Here is a 15,262-nt window from a genome sequence, read left to right as displayed (position 1 = left end):
CCGGTGTCGGTCACGACCCTGGAGGTTCCGCTGAGCAGCCATCACCCCGCCGCTGTGCTCTTCGACATGGACGGCACGTTGGTCGACAGCGAGAAGCTGTGGGACGTCGCGTTGCAGGAACTCGCGAAGGAGTACGGCGGGGAACTCTCCGTCGACGCCCGCCAGTCGATCATCGGCACCGCCATGGCCGAGTCGATGCGCATCCTGCACGACGACCTGGGGCAGCCCGAACGGGATCCGGAGATCAGCGCGGCGTGGATCAACGCCCGGATCCTGGAGTTGTTCCGCACCGGCCTGCCCTGGCAGCCGGGGGCGTTCGAGCTGTTGCGCGCGGTCCGCGCGGCGGGAATCCCCACCGCGCTGGTCACCTCCAGCCCCCGGGCGCTGGTCGAGATCGCCCTGGACACCCTCGGTCGGGACAACTTCGACACTGTGGTCGCCGGTGACGAGGTGGTGGCGGCCAAGCCGCACCCCGAGCCGTACCTGACCGCGGCCCGGCTGCTGGGTGTGCCGATCGAGCGTTGTGTGGCGATCGAGGACTCACCGACCGGGGTGGCCAGCGCGCTCGCCTCGGGCGCGGCGGTCCTGGCCGTACCGGCGGAGGTGGCGTTGCCGAGCACTGTCGGCGTACACCAGGTGCAGAGCCTGACCGGTGTCGACCTGGCGCTGCTCGCGGAGCTGCTGACCGATCGGGCCGCGGCGACCGGCTGACCGGCCCACCGCGGGCCCGCCGCGCACGGCGAAGTCCGGACGGCCGAGGCCCCCGGTCGCGGATGGCGACCGGGGGCCTCGGCAGTGCCGATCAGTCGTGGGCGATGGCGCCCAGGACGTTGATCCGGGCCGCCCGCACGGCCGGGAGCACCGCGGCCACCACGCCGATGATGGCGGCGAGGCCGAGGAAGACACCCATCTGCCCCCAGGGCAGGATCAGGTCGGTGATGCCCTCGTCCTTGAGGGCCTCCACCACAGCGGCGCCGAGGCCGGTACCCACCACCACGCCGAGCAGCGCGCCGAACACCGAGATCACCACCGCCTCCACGGTGATCATGCCCATGGTCTGGGACCGGCGCAGGCCGATCGCCCGCAGCAGGCCCAACTCGCGGGTCCGCTCCAGCACCGACAGGGCCAGGGTGTTGATGATGCCCAGCACGGCGATCACGATGGCCAGCGCGAGCAGGATCTGGATCATCGTGAGCAGCCCGTCGAGCGAGCTGGTCTGCTGCTTGATGAACGCGTCCCGGTCGGCCACCGACACCTCGGGGCTGTCCGCGAGCAACGCCTCCACCTGCGGCTGGACGTCGGACACCCGGGTGCCCGGGTCCAGCTGGATGAAGCCCTGGATGGGCTGCGGGATGGCGAAGTCCTTCGCCGCGGTCACCGGCAGCGTCACCGGGTTGGTCAGCTGCGACGACTCGTAGATGCCGCTGATCGTGTAGGTGCGTGCCTCGCCCCGGGTCAGTTGCACGTTGACGGTGGAACCCACCGACCAGCCACGGGACGTGGCAGTGTCCGAGCTGGCGAGCATCTGGGTCGGCCCGAGCCGGTCGATGTCACCGGCGGTCGGCTTCGCGCCGAAGATCTGCCGCAGCGACGCGATGTCGCTGCTCGCCGCGACCCAGGTGCCCTCGCCGTCGATCCGCCCCATGTCGCCGTACTCGCCGTCGACCAACCGCACACCGGGCAGGGCCTTGGCCTGGTCCAGTACGCCCGGGTCGAACGTCGGCGGACGCGGGCCGCCCTGCTGGCCGGCGATCACCAGCTCGGCCTTGATGGTGTCCTGGGCGAGCGCGCTGATGCTGCCCTTGGCCGAGTCGAGGATGACCGTGACGCCGGTGACCAGCGCGATGCCGACCATCAGCGCGGCGGCCGTGATGGCCGTCCGGCGCGGGTTGCGCCCCGAGTTGAGCCGGCCCAGCTGGCCCGGCACCGACCAGGAGAAGATCGCGCCGAGCAGGCTCACCACCGGCCGGCTGATCAGCGGAGTCAGCAACGCCACCCCGATGAAGGCGAACAGCACCCCACCGAGGATGGTCGACAGGGTCTGACCGCCGGCGTTGCCACTGAGCCCGAGGAACAGCAGCACCGCGCCGACACCGGTGACCAACGAGCCGGCCACGGTGATCTTGGTCAGCGGTCGGTCCGGGGTGGCCACGTCCTGCATGGCAGCGATCGGCGGGATGCGGGACGCCCGCAGCGCCGGCAGCAGCGCCGCCACCACGGTGATCACCAGACCGACGGCGAACGAACCGATCACCGCCGCCGCCGGCACGCCGATCCCGGCCAGGGTGAGCCCACCGGCGAGCTTGCCGAACAGGAACGCCAGCAGCGCGCCCACCCCGATGCCGGCGGCGAGGCCGAGCACCGACGCGATCAACCCCACCGCGATGGCCTCCAGCACCACCGAACCGATGATCTGCCGGCCGCTGGCCCCGATGGCGCGCATCAGCGCCAACTCCCGGGTCCGCTGCGCCACGATGATCGAGAAGGTGTTGAGGATCAGGAAGGTGCCCACCAGCAGCGCCACAGCGGCGAAGCCGAGCAGGATCTTGTTGAAGAAGGACAGGCCCTCCTTCAGGCTGGCCGAGGCGTCCGCGGCCACCTGCTCGCCGGTCTTCACCTCGAAGTCCGCGCCCAGGGTGCGGGCCACGTCGTCGCGCAGCTTCTCGTCGGAGACCCCGCCGGCGGCCTGCACGGTGATGCTGCTGAACACGTCCGGCTCGCCCAGCATCAGCCGCTGCGCCACCGGCGTGGTGAAGAAGACCTCGTTGACTCCGCCGATCGAGTCCCGATCACCGCTGTAACCGAAGACGCCGACCAGTGTGAAATCCCGCTTCTTCGACTCGAACGCGGTCAGCACGCCGACCTTCTGGCCGACCTGCACCTTCGCGGCAGTGGCCAACGCCTTGTTGATGACGATCTCGTCCTCGGCCTGCGGCGCGCGCCCCTCACGCAGCTTCAGCAGCTCGCTCTCGCCGGTCCAGTTCTCGCCCAACTGCGGCGGACCGAACGAGGTGACGACCTTGCCGTTACTGCCGATCACCCGGGCGCCGTCGGCGTTGACCACACCGGTCGCCGAGGCCGCCCCCGGCACCTGCTTCACCCGGTCCACCAGGGCGGCCGGCAGCGGGGCGACGGTCTGCTCGCCCTCCATCTCGTTGACCTGCACCTTCGGCTTCGCCGCGACGTTCACGTCGATCTCGGAGAAACCGTCGGCGAAGACCGAGTCGAAGGATCGACCCAGCGTGTCGGTGAGCACGAACGCGCCGGAGACGAACATCACCCCGAGCACCACCGCCAGGCCGGACAGGATCAGCCGGACCTTACGGGCCAGCAGACTCTTCAGCGTCGCGCGGAACATCAGTTGCCCACCTCGGCCGGAGTGTCCAGCTTCTTCATGGTGTCCAGCACCGTCTCGGCGGTCGGCTCGATCAGCTCCGAGACGATCTCGCCGTCGGCGAGGAAGACCACCCGGTCGGCGTACGCCGCGGCCGTCGGGTCGTGGGTGACCATCACGATGGTCTGGCCGTGCTCCCGAACCGAGTTACGCAGGAAGTTGAGCACCTCCGCGCCGGAGCGCGAGTCCAGGTTGCCGGTCGGCTCGTCCGCGAAGATCACCTCAGGGCGGGAGACCAGCGCCCGGGCGCACGCCACCCGCTGCTGCTGCCCACCGGAGAGCTGCGCCGGCCGGTGGTCCAGCCGGTCCTTCAGACCCACCGTCTCGATCACCGTGTCGTACCAGGCCGGGTCCGGCTTGCGCCCGGCGATCGACAGCGGCAGCAGGATGTTCTCCTTGGCGGTCAGCGTCGGCAGCAGGTTGAACTGCTGGAAGATGAAGCCCACCTTGTCGCGGCGCAGCTTCGTCAGCCCCGCGTCGCCCAGCCCAGTGACCGTCGTCTCACCGATCGACACCGTCCCCCGGGTCACCGAGTCCAGGCCGGCCAGGCAGTGCATCAGCGTCGACTTACCGGAACCCGACGGGCCCATGATCGCGGTGAAGCGGCCACGTTCGAACTCCGCGCTGACCCCCCGCAGCGCGATGACCTGAGCCTCGCCGCTGCCGTACACCTTCCACACGTCGTTCGCCCGGGCCGCGGCCTGCGCCTGCTGGCCTACCGTCGCGGTCACGTCATCTACCTCTTCCGTCTGTCCGAAAATGCACGCCGCCCCCCGATGGTCCGGCGCGACTGTTCAATCATCGGTGCTGCATACGCCCGCCCCGTCCGACCCTGGGGGGACCTGGCGCGGATTTCCCGCTGCGGGTGCACCCCCATGTCGGATCAGGGTTGCCCCTGAGTCGACGGCCGGTCGACCGTTTTTCACCTCGGCGGCGGGCGGCAGCACCGACACTTGCACCTGACGCCACAGGAGGGTCAACCGAACTACGCCATCTCCGGTCACGGTAGGTGACGACGGCAACGGCAGCCGTCCCCCCAAGGAGGGATCTTCGAGTACGCCGGGTGAGGTACCCGGGCCGGCGGAACTACGCCCGGGGGCGGACCAGGCCCGACTCGTACGCCAGCACCACCGCCTGCACCCGGTCGCGTAGCCGCAGCTTGGTCAGCACATGCCCGACGTGCGTCTTGATGGTGGTTTCGCTCACTGACAGGACCGTCGCGATCTCGGCGTTGGACAGCCCTCGGGCGACCTGCACGAGCACCTCGCGCTCTCGGTCGGTGAGCGCGTTGAGCGTCGCCGACGGCGTCGCCGCCGGGTCGGGCAGCAGTTCGGCGAAGCGGTCCAGCAGTCGCCGCAGGATCCGAGGTGTCACCACCGCGTCCCCGCCGGCGACAGTGCGGATGGCCGCGATCAGATCCTCGGCCGGCACGTCCTTGGCCAGAAATCCGCTGGCGCCGGCCCGCAACGCGCCCACCACGTACTCGTCCAGGTCGAAGGTGGTGAGCACCAGCACCCGTACCGGCAGTCGGGCGTCGACGATGGCCCGGGTCGCCGCCACCCCGTCCATCCGGGGCATCCGGATGTCCATCAGTACGACGTCGGGCAGCAGCCGGCGGGACAACTCCACCGCCTCCACGCCGTCACCGGCCTCCGCCACCACGTCCAGGTCGCTCTCGGCGCCCAGCACCATCCGGAACCCGGTCCGCAGCAGCGGCTGGTCGTCGGCGAGCAGGATCCGCACCGGCCGCGCCGAGGGCGCCTGATCGGTCATCTCGTCTCCCGTCCCGCCGACGTCGTGGCGCGCACCGGTCATCCTCGCGTACCGGAGCCGGTACGTCGCGGATCACCGTAGAGGCCGGCCGGTCGACCTGTCCCGACTGCGGCGGCACCGTTGCGGTCGGGTCGGCGGCGGCGGAGTGCGGCAGGCGGTCCGAACAGCCGCGCCGTACGCGTCGCTCAGGAGGCCGTCACTCGTCAGCGCCCGGCGCCACCGGAGTGGACCGGGAGTCACGCAGCGGGTCGGCGCTCGCCGCGGCGACCGGGAACGGCGGCGGGGTGCCGCCGAAGCTGGGACAGAGCGCCTGGTGGCTGCACCAGTCGCAGAGCCGGCTCGGCCGGGGCCGGAAATCCTGCCGGGCGGTGGCCTGCTCGATGGCCCGCCACAGCGCCACCACTGTGCGCTCGAAGCGGACCAGCTCGTCGGCGTCCGGGGTGTAATCCAACACCTCGGCGTCGCGCAGGTAGAGCAGCCGCAGCACCCGGGGCACCACCCCTCGGGTGCGCCACAGCACCAGGGCGTAGAACTTCAGCTGGAACAGCGCCCGCGCCTCGAACGCCTCCCGCGGGGCGCCCCCGGTCTTGTAGTCGACCACGCGCAGCGCGCCGTCGGGCGCGACGTCGAGCCGGTCGAGGTAGCCGCGAATCAGCAACTCCTCGTCGACGACCGCGGAGATCAGGCTCTCGCGTTCGGCCGGCTCCAGCCGGGTCGGATCCTCCACCGCGAAGTAACCCTGCAACAACCCGGCGGCGGAGCGGAGGAACTCCACCGGGCCGGCCGGCTCCGCGCCGTCGAAGATCCCGGCCAGCTCCGGCTGCTCGGTGACCAGCCGGTCCCACTGGGGGGCCACCAGGTCACCGGCCGCCTCCGGCGTGCGGCCGGTGGCCGGCAGGTCGAACAGGCGCTCCAGCACCGCGTGCACCAACGTGCCCCGGGCCTGCTCGATGGTGGTGCGCTCGGGCAGCCGGTCGATGCTGCGGAACCGGTAGAGCAGCGGGCAGGTCTTGAAATCCGCCGCCCGCGACGGGGACAGCGAGGCCCGCACCGTCGGCGGCGCCTGCGCCGCGGGGGAGGGCTGGGAGGTGGTGACCGATTCCGCCGTCATGTCGGCAAAGGTTAGGGCACCGGTGTGACACCGACCGCCGCCCGCCCCACCCAGCGACGGTCCGTAGCATCGTGGCGATGGAGCAGACAACCAGGCCGCCACGCCGACCGGACCGACGCCTCGGCCTGAACGTCGGCAAGGTGTTCGGGGTGCCGCTGCACCTCAACGGCTCCATGGTCCTGCTCGCGGTGCTCATCGCGGTGCTCTACGGCGAGTTCGCCCGTCGACAACTGGACCTGCCGCAGCTCAGCGGCTACCTGATCGGCTTCGGGTTCGTCGTGTCGCTGCTCGGCTCGGTGCTGCTGCACGAGCTGGGCCACGCCCTCACCGCCCGGCGGTACGGCATCGGTGTGCGCGGGATCACCCTTGAGCTGCTCGGCGGTTACACCGAGATGGACCGGGACGCCCCGTCGCCCCGCGTCGACCTGCTGGTCTCGCTGGCCGGCCCTGCGGTCTCCGCGGTGCTCGGCGTCCTGGCGGTCGCCGCCACGCTCGCCCTGCCCGAGGGGACCGTGGCGCACCAGCTCGCCTTCCAGCTCGCGGTCAGCAACGTCATCGTGGCGGTGTTCAACAGCCTGCCCGGGCTGCCACTCGACGGCGGCCGGGCGCTGCGCGCCGCCGTGTGGGGTCTCACCCGCGACCGGCACCTCGGCACCGAGGTCGCCGGGTGGGCCGGCCGGGTCGTCGCCGTCGGCACCGCGGCCCTGGTCCTGTTGCTCACCGTCGAGCGGCGGCTGGCGCCGCTGGCGCTGCCGCTGATGCTGCTGGTCGCCGTCACCCTCTGGCGTGGCGCCGGGCAGTCGATCCGGGCCGCCCGGGTCAGCCGCCGGTTCCCGCTGATCGACCTCGCCCGGCTGGCCCGTCCGGTCTGGCCGGCGGCCACCGGTACGCCACTGGCCGAGGCCCAGCGCCGACGCGACGAGAGCGGGCAGCCCGCCGCCGCGCTGCTGGTCACCGACTCCACCGGCCGACCGGTGGCGCTGGTCGACCCGGCCGCCGCCGAAGCCGTGCCGGTCGAGCGCCGACCGTGGCTGGCGGTGGACGCCGTCGCCCGGTCGCTGGGCACCCTTCCCACGTTGTCGGTCGGGTGGGACGGCGAGCGGGTGATGGAGGCCGTACAGACCCACCCGGGCGCACAGTACGTGGTGACGTCAGGCGAAGATGTCGTCGGCATTCTGCACATCGCGGACCTGGCACAGCTCCTCGAACCCAACCGGAAGATGACACCGTGACCGCAACTCCCTCCACCGTCGCCGCCGACCCCGCCAACCCGGCGCTGACACCCGTGCACCGCGGGCCGTTCCGGCCCGGCGACCGGGTCCAGCTGACCGACCCCAAGGGGCGGATGCACACAGTGACGCTGGAGCCCGGCAAGGAGTTCCACACCCACCGCGGCATCCTGGCGCACGACGCGCTGATCGGGCTCCCCGACGGCAGCGTGGTGACCACCTCCGGCGGCGGCACCGCGTTCCTGGCCCTGCGGCCGCTCCTGTCGGACTACGTGCTGTCCATGCCGCGCGGCGCCCAGGTGATCTACCCCAAGGACTCGGCGCAGATCGTGGCGATGGGCGACATCTTCCCCGGCGCGAAGGTCCTCGAGGCCGGCGCGGGCTCCGGCGCGCTGAGCTGCTCCCTGCTGCGCGCCGTCGGCACCGAGGGTGAGCTGCACTCGTTCGAGCTGCGTGACGACTTCGCCCAGATCGCCAAGCGCAATGTCGAGGCGTTCTTCAACGGGCCGCACCCCTCGTGGAACCTGCACGTCGGCGACGTCGCGCAGTGCCGCGAGACGGGCTTCGACCGGATCATCCTGGACATGTTGACCCCCTGGGAGACCCTCGACATGGTCGAGCGGGCACTCGTGCCCGGCGGGGTGTTCATCGGCTACGTCGCCACCACACCGCAGCTCTCCGAACTGGTGGAGGCACTGCGCGAGCGCGGCGGCTGGACCGAGCCGCGGGCCTGGGAGTCCCTGGTGCGCGACTGGCACGCCGAGGGCCTCGCCGTCCGTCCGGACCACCGGATGATCGCGCACACCGCCTTCCTGGTGTCCGCGCGCAAGCTGGCCCCGGGGGTCACCGCGCCGCCGCGCCGACGCAAACCCAGCAAGGGCACCGAGGCGTACGCGCAGCGCCGCCAGGACCTGCGCGCGGCGGAGGCGGCCCGACAGGCCGCCGCCGCGCAGGCCGCGGACGCGCAACCCAACGGTGCGGGGGAGATGGACAGGCCGTGACCATCGAGCTGGGTGTCGGCAGCGCCGAGCACTGGGAGACGCTGGCATGAGCCGACCGGGCTACGGCGGTGGAGACCTCCCCGCGGTCTTTCCCGACTGGTCGCCCTACCAGGATCTGGAGTCGGCGGCGCGGGCCTACCTGCGCGACCCGGACGTCGCCCTGGAGGCGCTCGGCGGCGTGCTGCGCGGCGCGTCGGTGCTCGGCTTCACCCTGGAGCGGTTCGTCAACGAGGTCAACGGGGTGTGGCAGGAGGTCGTGGTCTGCGACGGCAGCCGGCTGATCCTCTGGCACGGCGAGGACGTACCGCCGGAGGAGGGCCCGCCGGGCTCGATGACTTCGTCGCTGCGGGTGGTGCCGGTCTCCACAGTCACCGAGGTGGGCTGCCGGCGGCGGCTCAACCGTGCCGAGAGCGGCGAGATCCGGGTCGACAGCATCGACGTCTACCTGCTGCTCACCTCGTTGGACGAGGCGCCGCCGACCGAGGAGATGGCCGGCACGCCCCGGCACGACGCGTTGCGCTTCGGCAAGACCCTCGACGACGGCGGGGCCGGGCAGATCGCCCGGTTGGAGGAGTTCGCGCGGTTGGTCGCCTCGGTGGTCGGCCGTCCGATGCTCTGAGGCGTACCCCGAACTGGGCCCGGCCGGGCCGTCGCGGCCCGGCCGGTGGGTCAGTCTTCCTCGGCGTCCGGGCCGGCGACCTCGACGCCGTCGCCGCGCACCACGTGGATGCAGTCGCCCGGGCACTCCTTCGCGGAGTCGATCACCTCGAGTCGCAGGTGCGCGGGGACGTCGACCCGGCTGCCCGGTGCCATCCGCAGCTCACCGTCGACGCCCTTGACGTAGGCCAGGCCGTCGATGTCGAACTCGAAAACCTCCGGCGCGTACTGCACGCACAGCCCGTCGCCCGTGCAGAGGTCCTGGTCGACCCAGACCTGCAATTCGTCGGTCGCGACCTCGGCCACCTGTGCACCCCCCATGTTCTCCCGTGCCACGCTCCGACGGTACCCGAACGCCGGTAACGGCCCGTCAGGCCACCCTTGGCGATCAAGGTTCGGTGACGAGGGTGTTGCGTGGGACCGAATCGGCCTCATAGCGGCTAGTGTTAGGGCAGAACGTTCAAGCCCCCCGGGGAGGTGGGACGTGGCAGCACGTAGCGACGACGCGGACTCGCGCGCCGCACGGTGGGAGAAGGAAGCCCACGATCTCTCCACGCAGGTCGCGTTCCTGCAAGAGGAACTCGCCCTGGTGCGGCGCAAGTTGACCGAAAGCCCCCGACACGTCCGGCAGCTCGAAGAGCGGCTGGCGGCCACCCAGGCACAGTTGGCGCGGCTGACCGAGAACAACGACCGGCTGGTGAGCACCCTCAAGGAAGCTCGCACGCAGATCGTGACGCTCAAGGAGGAGATCGACCGGCTCGCGCAACCGCCGAGCGGTTACGGAGTCTTCCTGGCGAAGCACGAGGACGGCACGGTGGACGTCTTCACCGGTGGCCGCAAACTGCGGGTCGCGGTCTCGCCCTCGCTCGACGTGGGTGACCTGCGGCGCGGCCAGGAGGTCCTGCTCAACGACGCGCTCAACATCGTCGACGCGTTCGGTTACGAGCGGGTTGGCGAAGTGGTGATGCTCAAGGAGATCCTGGAGGGGCCGAACGGCGGGCCGGGCGACCGGGCGCTGGTGGTCTCCCACTCCGACGAGGAGCGCATCGTGCACCTCGCCGAGACGCTCATCGGCTCGGCGATCCGGGCCGGCGACTCGCTCATGATCGAGCCCCGCTCGGCGTACGCGTACGAGCGGATCCCGAAGAGCGAGGTCGAGGAGCTGGTCCTGGAGGAGGTGCCCGACGTCGACTACGGCGACATCGGTGGCCTCCAGTCGCAGATCGAGCAGATCCGCGACGCGGTGGAGTTGCCCTTCCTGCACGCGGACCTGTTCCGCGAGCACCAGCTCCGCCCACCGAAGGGCATCCTGCTCTACGGCCCACCCGGCTGTGGCAAGACGCTCATCGCCAAGGCGGTGGCCAACTCGCTGGCCAAGAAGATCGCCGAGCGGCAGGGCAAGGAGAAGCACACCAGCTTCTTCCTCAACATCAAGGGCCCGGAGCTGCTCAACAAGTACGTCGGTGAGACCGAGCGGCACATCCGGCTGATCTTCCAGCGTGCCCGGGAGAAGGCCGGCGAGGGCACGCCGGTGATCGTGTTCTTCGACGAGATGGACTCGATCTTCCGGACCCGCGGCTCCGGTGTCTCCTCCGACGTGGAGAACACCATCGTCCCGCAGTTGCTCAGCGAGATCGACGGCGTGGAGGGGCTGGAGAACGTCATCGTCATCGGCGCCTCCAACCGGGAAGACATGATCGACCCGGCGATCCTGCGCCCCGGTCGCCTCGACGTGAAGATCAAGATCGAGCGACCGGACGCCGAGGCGGCCAAGGACATCTTCTCCAAGTACATCCTCTCCGGGCTGCCCCTGCACCCGGACGACCTGGCCGAACACGGCACCGACCCCCAGGCGACAGTCGCGGCGATGATCGACGCCGTGGTGCTGCGGATGTACTCGGAAACCGAGGAGAACCGATTCCTCGAGGTCACCTACGCCAACGGTGACAAGGAAGTCCTCTACTTCAAGGACTTCAACTCCGGCGCGATGATCCAGAACATCGTCGACCGGAGCAAGAAGATGGCCATCAAGGAGTTCCTCACCTCGGGTCGCAAGGGGCTGCGCCTTCAGCACCTGCTCGACGCCTGCGTCGACGAGTTCCGCGAGAACGAAGATCTCCCCAACACCACCAACCCCGACGACTGGGCGCGCATCTCCGGCAAGAAGGGCGAGCGGATCGTCTACATCCGCACGCTCGTCTCCGGCGGCAAGGGCGCCGAGGCCGGCCGGTCCATCGAGACCGCCAGCAACACCGGCCAGTACCTCTGACCCCAACAGCGAGGGTGCCCACCATCCGGTGGGCACCCTCGCTGCGGGTATGTCAGAGCGTCGGTCAGGCAGCGAAGATCCACCGCTTCGACACCACGTAGTTCGCCGCCGACAGCGACGCCGTCACCAGCAGCTTCGCCAGCAGGTACGGCGTGCCCGCCCAGGTCAACGCGGACACCAGGACCACGTTGGCGGTCAGGTTGGCGAGGACCAGCGCGAAGTAGCGCCCCACCTGCGGCACCATCTGGGCGGACGAGCCGAACGACCACGCCCGGTTCAGCCCGAAGTTGACCCAGAACGAGGTCAGGAACGACATGCCGGCCGCAACCGGCAGCACAATCCGGAGAACTCCGTGGTACACGAAGAGTGATCCCGTGTCCACGGCAACGCTCAGACCTCCGACGACCAGAAACCGCACAGCACTGTGTCGGGACAGGTGGCGGACGGAATCGGCAACAGGTGACAGCAAAGAGTTCTCCAAGGGGGGACCCGGAGCGGTGAGGACGACGAGGGAGTCTATCGTCTGTCCATCCACCCAGCGGGGCCTGCCCGCGCGAGCCGCGAGGTTGACGTGCCTGATCCCGGAAGAGTGACGCCGCCGGCCACCGACGGAAGCCCGGCAGCCACCGTGAGTACAAGCCGACGGCACTGGGCCCTCGCCTTCGCCGCGTTCTTCCTGATCATCTTCGCCTGGTCGATGGCCGCCCCCTACGACGGCACCCCGGACGAGCGCGAGCACATCGTCCGAGCGGCCGGCGTCGCCGCCGGGCAGATCGCGCCCCCTCCCGCCGATGCGAAGAAGGGCACCGGCGCCTTCCAGACGGTCCCCGGCGGTCTCGTCCGCGAGCAGTGCTGGCAGTTCAAGAAGGAAGTCTCGGCGGCCTGCGCCCAGCCCCCCGGCAGCGACGACACACCGACCCGTGCTGGCACCGGGGCCGGTCGTTACTTCCCCGCCTACTACGCCCTCGTCGGCGCACCCACAGTGCTCTGGCCCGGCTGGTCCGGCGTCCTGCTCGCCCGCATGATCAGCGCCCTGTGCTGCGCCGCGCTGCTCGCCTGCGCGTACGTCGTGATCCGCAACCGCTCCCGCCGCGGCCTCATGATGGGCGCCCTGCTCGTCGTCACCACCCCGATGGCCGTGCACATGGCCAGCGCAGTCAACCCGAACGGCCTGGAGATCGCCGCCGGCATCGCCTTCTTCAGCGCTGTCATCCCCCTGTTGCTCGGCCCACCCGGCCCACGGCGCGGCCTCATCGTCCTCGTCGGAATCAGCGCGCTGCTCCTCGCGGTGCTGCGCCAGACCGGCCCGCTCTGGCTGGCGACCGCCTTCATCGCGTTCGCCTTCCCGTTGCGCCGCAGCAACCTCCTCGGCCTGCTGCGGGACCGGGCCGCGCAGCTCTGGGCAGGTGGCATCGTCCTGTCGACCCTCGCCGTGCTCGCCTGGTCCGTCCGCCAACAGACCTCCGACCTCGGCAACTACTCCGCCGACCGGCTCACCTACGGGCAGGCGGCCCTGCGCGAGGCCGACCGGTGGCGGGGATACCTCGACCAGATCGTCGGGGTCACCTCCTGGCTGGACACCCGGATGCCCGCCCCGCCGTACCTGATCTGGCAGCTCGTCGCCGGAGCGCTGCTGCTCATCGGGGTCGTCTGGGGCAGCACGCTCGACCGGTGGCGACTGCTCGTGCTGCTCGGCGGCGGCGTGGCCGTCCCCTCCCTGATGCAGATCGCCCTGGTCAACGAGAGCGGCTTCGTCACCCAGGGCCGCTACATGCTGCCCATGCTGGTCGGTGTCCTGCTCTACGCCGCGTGGATCGCCGAACAACGCGGCTTCGAGGTCGCCCGGGCCCGCTCGTTCACCCGACTCGCCGTGCTGCTCCTGCTGCCGATCCAGCTCTTCTGCCTGGCGTACACGATGGTCCGCTGGCAGAACGGCCTGCCCGCCAACATCGGGCTGAGCAGCCTCAACCCACTCGCCGGCGACTGGCATCCGGTGGTCGGCTCGGTGATTCCGCTGCTGAGCGCCAGCCTCGGCCTGGTGCTGTTCGGGTGGCTCGTCTGGACCACCCGCCCCGCCGTCACCGACGAGCCGTCGCCGCCCGCTGAGCATTCCGACACCGAATCCAGCGAACTGTTCCGGCCCGCCGGCACTCACCTGCAGAGTGCAGGTGCTCAGGGCGGACTACGCTCGACCTGACGGGGGACCGGGTCGGGCGAGCGAAGCGGGTAGGTCGATGAGCGTAAGACGGATCATGGGCACCGAGGTCGAATACGGCATCTCCGTGCCCGGGCAGGCCGGAGCCAACCCGATGGTCACCTCATCGCAGGTGGTCAACGCCTACGGGGCACGCCCGGAACTCAACCGGGGCGGCCGGGCCCGGTGGGACTACGAGGAGGAGTCGCCGCTGCGCGATGCTCGCGGCTTCACCTACTCCGGCGCCGCGTACGACCCCGCCGAGGCTCTCGCGGACGAAGACCTCGGCCTGGCCAACGTGATACTCACCAACGGTGCACGGCTCTACGTGGACCACGCTCACCCCGAATACTCCACCCCGGAGGTCACCACCCCCAGGGACATCGTGCGCTGGGACAAGGCCGGCGAGCGGGTGATGGCCGAGGCGTCCCGCCGGGCCGCCACCATCCCGGGCACCCAGCCGATCCACCTCTACAAGAACAACACCGACAACAAGGGCGCCAGCTACGGCGCCCACGAGAACTACCTGATGCGCCGGCAGACGCCGTTCGCCGACATCGTGGCGTACCTGACTCCGTTCTTCGTCACCCGGCAGATCGTCTGCGGCGCCGGCCGGGTCGGCATCGGCCAGGACGGCGGCCAGAGCGGCTTCCAGATCTCCCAGCGCGCCGACTTCTTCGAGGTCGAGGTGGGGCTGGAGACCACCCTCAAGCGGCCGATCATCAACACCCGGGACGAGCCGCACGCCGACGCCGACAAGTACCGCCGGCTGCACGTCATCATCGGCGACGCCAACCTCTCCGAGATCTCCACCTACCTCAAGGTCGGCACCACCGCGCTGATCCTCACCATGATCGAGGAGAAGGCCCTCGGCGCCGACCTCGGCATCGCCGACCCGGTCAGCGAGCTGCGCGCCGTCAGCCACGACCCCTCTCTGACGCACCGGATGCGACTGCGTGACGGTCGTCGGCTCACTGCTCTCGACCTGCAATGGGCGTACCTGGAGCGGGTCCGGTCCTTTGTCGACGACCGGTACGGCACCGACGCCGACGAGCAGACCATCGACGTGCTCGACCGCTGGGAGAGCGTCCTGGACCGGCTCGGCCGGGATCCGATGCTCTGCGCCGACGAGCTGGACTGGGTGGCCAAGCTGCGGCTGCTGGAGGGCTACCGGGAGCGGGAGAAGCTCGGCTGGGGCTCGCACAAGCTCCAGCTCGTCGACCTGCAATATTCCGACGTCCGGCCGGAGAAGGGCCTCTACCACCGCCTGGTCAGCCGGGGGGCGATGAAGACGCTGCTCACCGACGACGAGACGCGCAGCGCGATGACCGAGCCGCCGGAGGACACCCGGGCCTACTTCCGCGGCCGCTGTCTCGCCCAGTACGCCTCCGAAGTGGTCGCCGCGAGCTGGGACTCGGTGATCTTCGACGTGGGTCGGGAGTCGTTGGTCCGGGTCCCGATGATGGAGCCGGAGCGGGGCACCCGCGCGCACGTCGGGGCACTGTTCGACCGCTGCGCCAGCGCCAAGGACCTGCTGGAGACACTGACCGGGGGCTGAGATCCGGTGCCTCCACCGGCAATCACCGTGTGGCATGCTAGGCCGTCCCCCGATCCGTCGACCCACACGGTGATGC

Annotated in this window: 13 protein-coding genes; 7 read left to right on the top strand and 6 right to left on the bottom strand. The window is 70.5% G+C overall.

All coding sequences use genetic code 11. The annotated features are described in order from the left end of the window. Nucleotides 1–54: 54 nt before the first annotated feature. Nucleotides 55–711: an HAD family phosphatase gene (locus AB0K35_RS13580; protein WP_238672359.1), complete on the top strand. Its 657-nt coding sequence runs from the start codon at nt 55–57 to the stop codon at nt 709–711. Between the two features lie 91 nt (nt 712–802). Here AB0K35_RS13580 and AB0K35_RS13575 read toward each other — a convergent pair whose 3' ends face one another. From AB0K35_RS13575 to AB0K35_RS13560, 4 genes are all read right to left on the bottom strand, one after another. After that, the gene (locus tag AB0K35_RS13575; RefSeq protein ID WP_238672319.1) at nt 803–3,358 is read right to left on the bottom strand and encodes an ABC transporter permease; all 2,556 of its coding nucleotides are present in this window, start codon (nt 3,356–3,358) and stop codon (nt 803–805) included. Continuing rightward, a complete protein-coding gene (locus tag AB0K35_RS13570; protein WP_030332873.1) occupies nt 3,358–4,125 on the bottom strand; it encodes an ABC transporter ATP-binding protein in 768 nt (255 codons plus the stop codon). Before AB0K35_RS13570 ends, AB0K35_RS13575 begins: the two co-directional genes overlap by 1 nt. 355 nt (nt 4,126–4,480) lie before the next feature. Then, complete coding sequence (locus AB0K35_RS13565) at nt 4,481–5,167, bottom strand: response regulator transcription factor (RefSeq protein ID WP_238672318.1); 687 nt, start codon at nt 5,165–5,167, stop codon at nt 4,481–4,483. Between the two features lie 196 nt (nt 5,168–5,363). Further along, nucleotides 5,364–6,278, bottom strand: coding sequence for a PD-(D/E)XK nuclease family protein (locus AB0K35_RS13560; RefSeq protein ID WP_091408618.1), 915 nt, complete (start codon nt 6,276–6,278; stop codon nt 5,364–5,366). Between the two features lie 77 nt (nt 6,279–6,355). On the opposite strand from AB0K35_RS13560, the gene AB0K35_RS13555 reads away from it, so the two are divergent. The 3 genes from AB0K35_RS13555 to AB0K35_RS13545 are packed head-to-tail and all read left to right on the top strand — an operon-like array spanning nt 6,356 to nt 9,127. Further along, the gene (locus AB0K35_RS13555) at nt 6,356–7,510 is read left to right on the top strand and encodes a site-2 protease family protein (protein WP_238672317.1); all 1,155 of its coding nucleotides are present in this window, start codon (nt 6,356–6,358) and stop codon (nt 7,508–7,510) included. A 44-nt stretch (nt 7,511–7,554) separates the two neighbouring features. Beyond that, nucleotides 7,555–8,508: a tRNA (adenine-N1)-methyltransferase gene (locus tag AB0K35_RS13550; protein ID WP_238672358.1), complete on the top strand. Its 954-nt coding sequence runs from the start codon at nt 7,555–7,557 to the stop codon at nt 8,506–8,508. A 46-nt stretch (nt 8,509–8,554) separates the two neighbouring features. Next, nucleotides 8,555–9,127 carry a hypothetical protein gene (locus tag AB0K35_RS13545; protein WP_088948107.1) on the top strand — a complete coding sequence of 191 codons (573 nt, stop codon included), beginning with the start codon at nt 8,555–8,557 and terminating at the stop codon, nt 9,125–9,127. A gap of 50 nt (nt 9,128–9,177) precedes the next feature. Here the strand turns inward: AB0K35_RS13545 and AB0K35_RS13540 are convergent, their stop codons facing one another. Continuing rightward, nucleotides 9,178–9,471, bottom strand: coding sequence for a ferredoxin (locus AB0K35_RS13540; RefSeq protein WP_091408893.1), 294 nt, complete (start codon nt 9,469–9,471; stop codon nt 9,178–9,180). A gap of 178 nt (nt 9,472–9,649) precedes the next feature. Here AB0K35_RS13540 and arc point away from each other — a divergent pair, with 178 nt between their 5' ends. Further along, nucleotides 9,650–11,434 (top strand): proteasome ATPase, encoded by a 1,785-nt coding sequence (arc, locus tag AB0K35_RS13535; RefSeq protein ID WP_030332887.1) that lies wholly within the window; start codon nt 9,650–9,652, stop codon nt 11,432–11,434. A gap of 64 nt (nt 11,435–11,498) precedes the next feature. On the opposite strand, the gene AB0K35_RS13530 is transcribed toward arc, so the two are convergent. Next, entirely contained in the window at nt 11,499–11,852 is a 354-nt protein-coding gene (locus AB0K35_RS13530) for a GtrA family protein (RefSeq protein WP_266305161.1), read from the bottom strand. Nucleotides 11,853–12,062: 210 nt separating this feature from the next. On the opposite strand from AB0K35_RS13530, the gene AB0K35_RS13525 reads away from it, so the two are divergent. Then, nucleotides 12,063–13,631 (top strand): DUF2142 domain-containing protein, encoded by a 1,569-nt coding sequence (locus tag AB0K35_RS13525; RefSeq protein ID WP_363885416.1) that lies wholly within the window; start codon nt 12,063–12,065, stop codon nt 13,629–13,631. A gap of 37 nt (nt 13,632–13,668) precedes the next feature. Further along, nucleotides 13,669–15,186 (top strand): depupylase/deamidase Dop, encoded by a 1,518-nt coding sequence (dop, locus tag AB0K35_RS13520; RefSeq protein ID WP_357186575.1) that lies wholly within the window; start codon nt 13,669–13,671, stop codon nt 15,184–15,186. Nucleotides 15,187–15,262 lie beyond the last annotated feature (76 nt).

The sequence above is a fragment of the Micromonospora sp. NPDC053740 genome (genome assembly GCF_040677775.1).
GTDB lineage: Bacteria > Actinomycetota > Actinomycetes > Mycobacteriales > Micromonosporaceae > Micromonospora > Micromonospora alfalfae.
The sequence above is the reverse complement of the archived record's forward strand: the minus strand, read 5'-3'. Positions and strand labels throughout refer to the sequence as shown.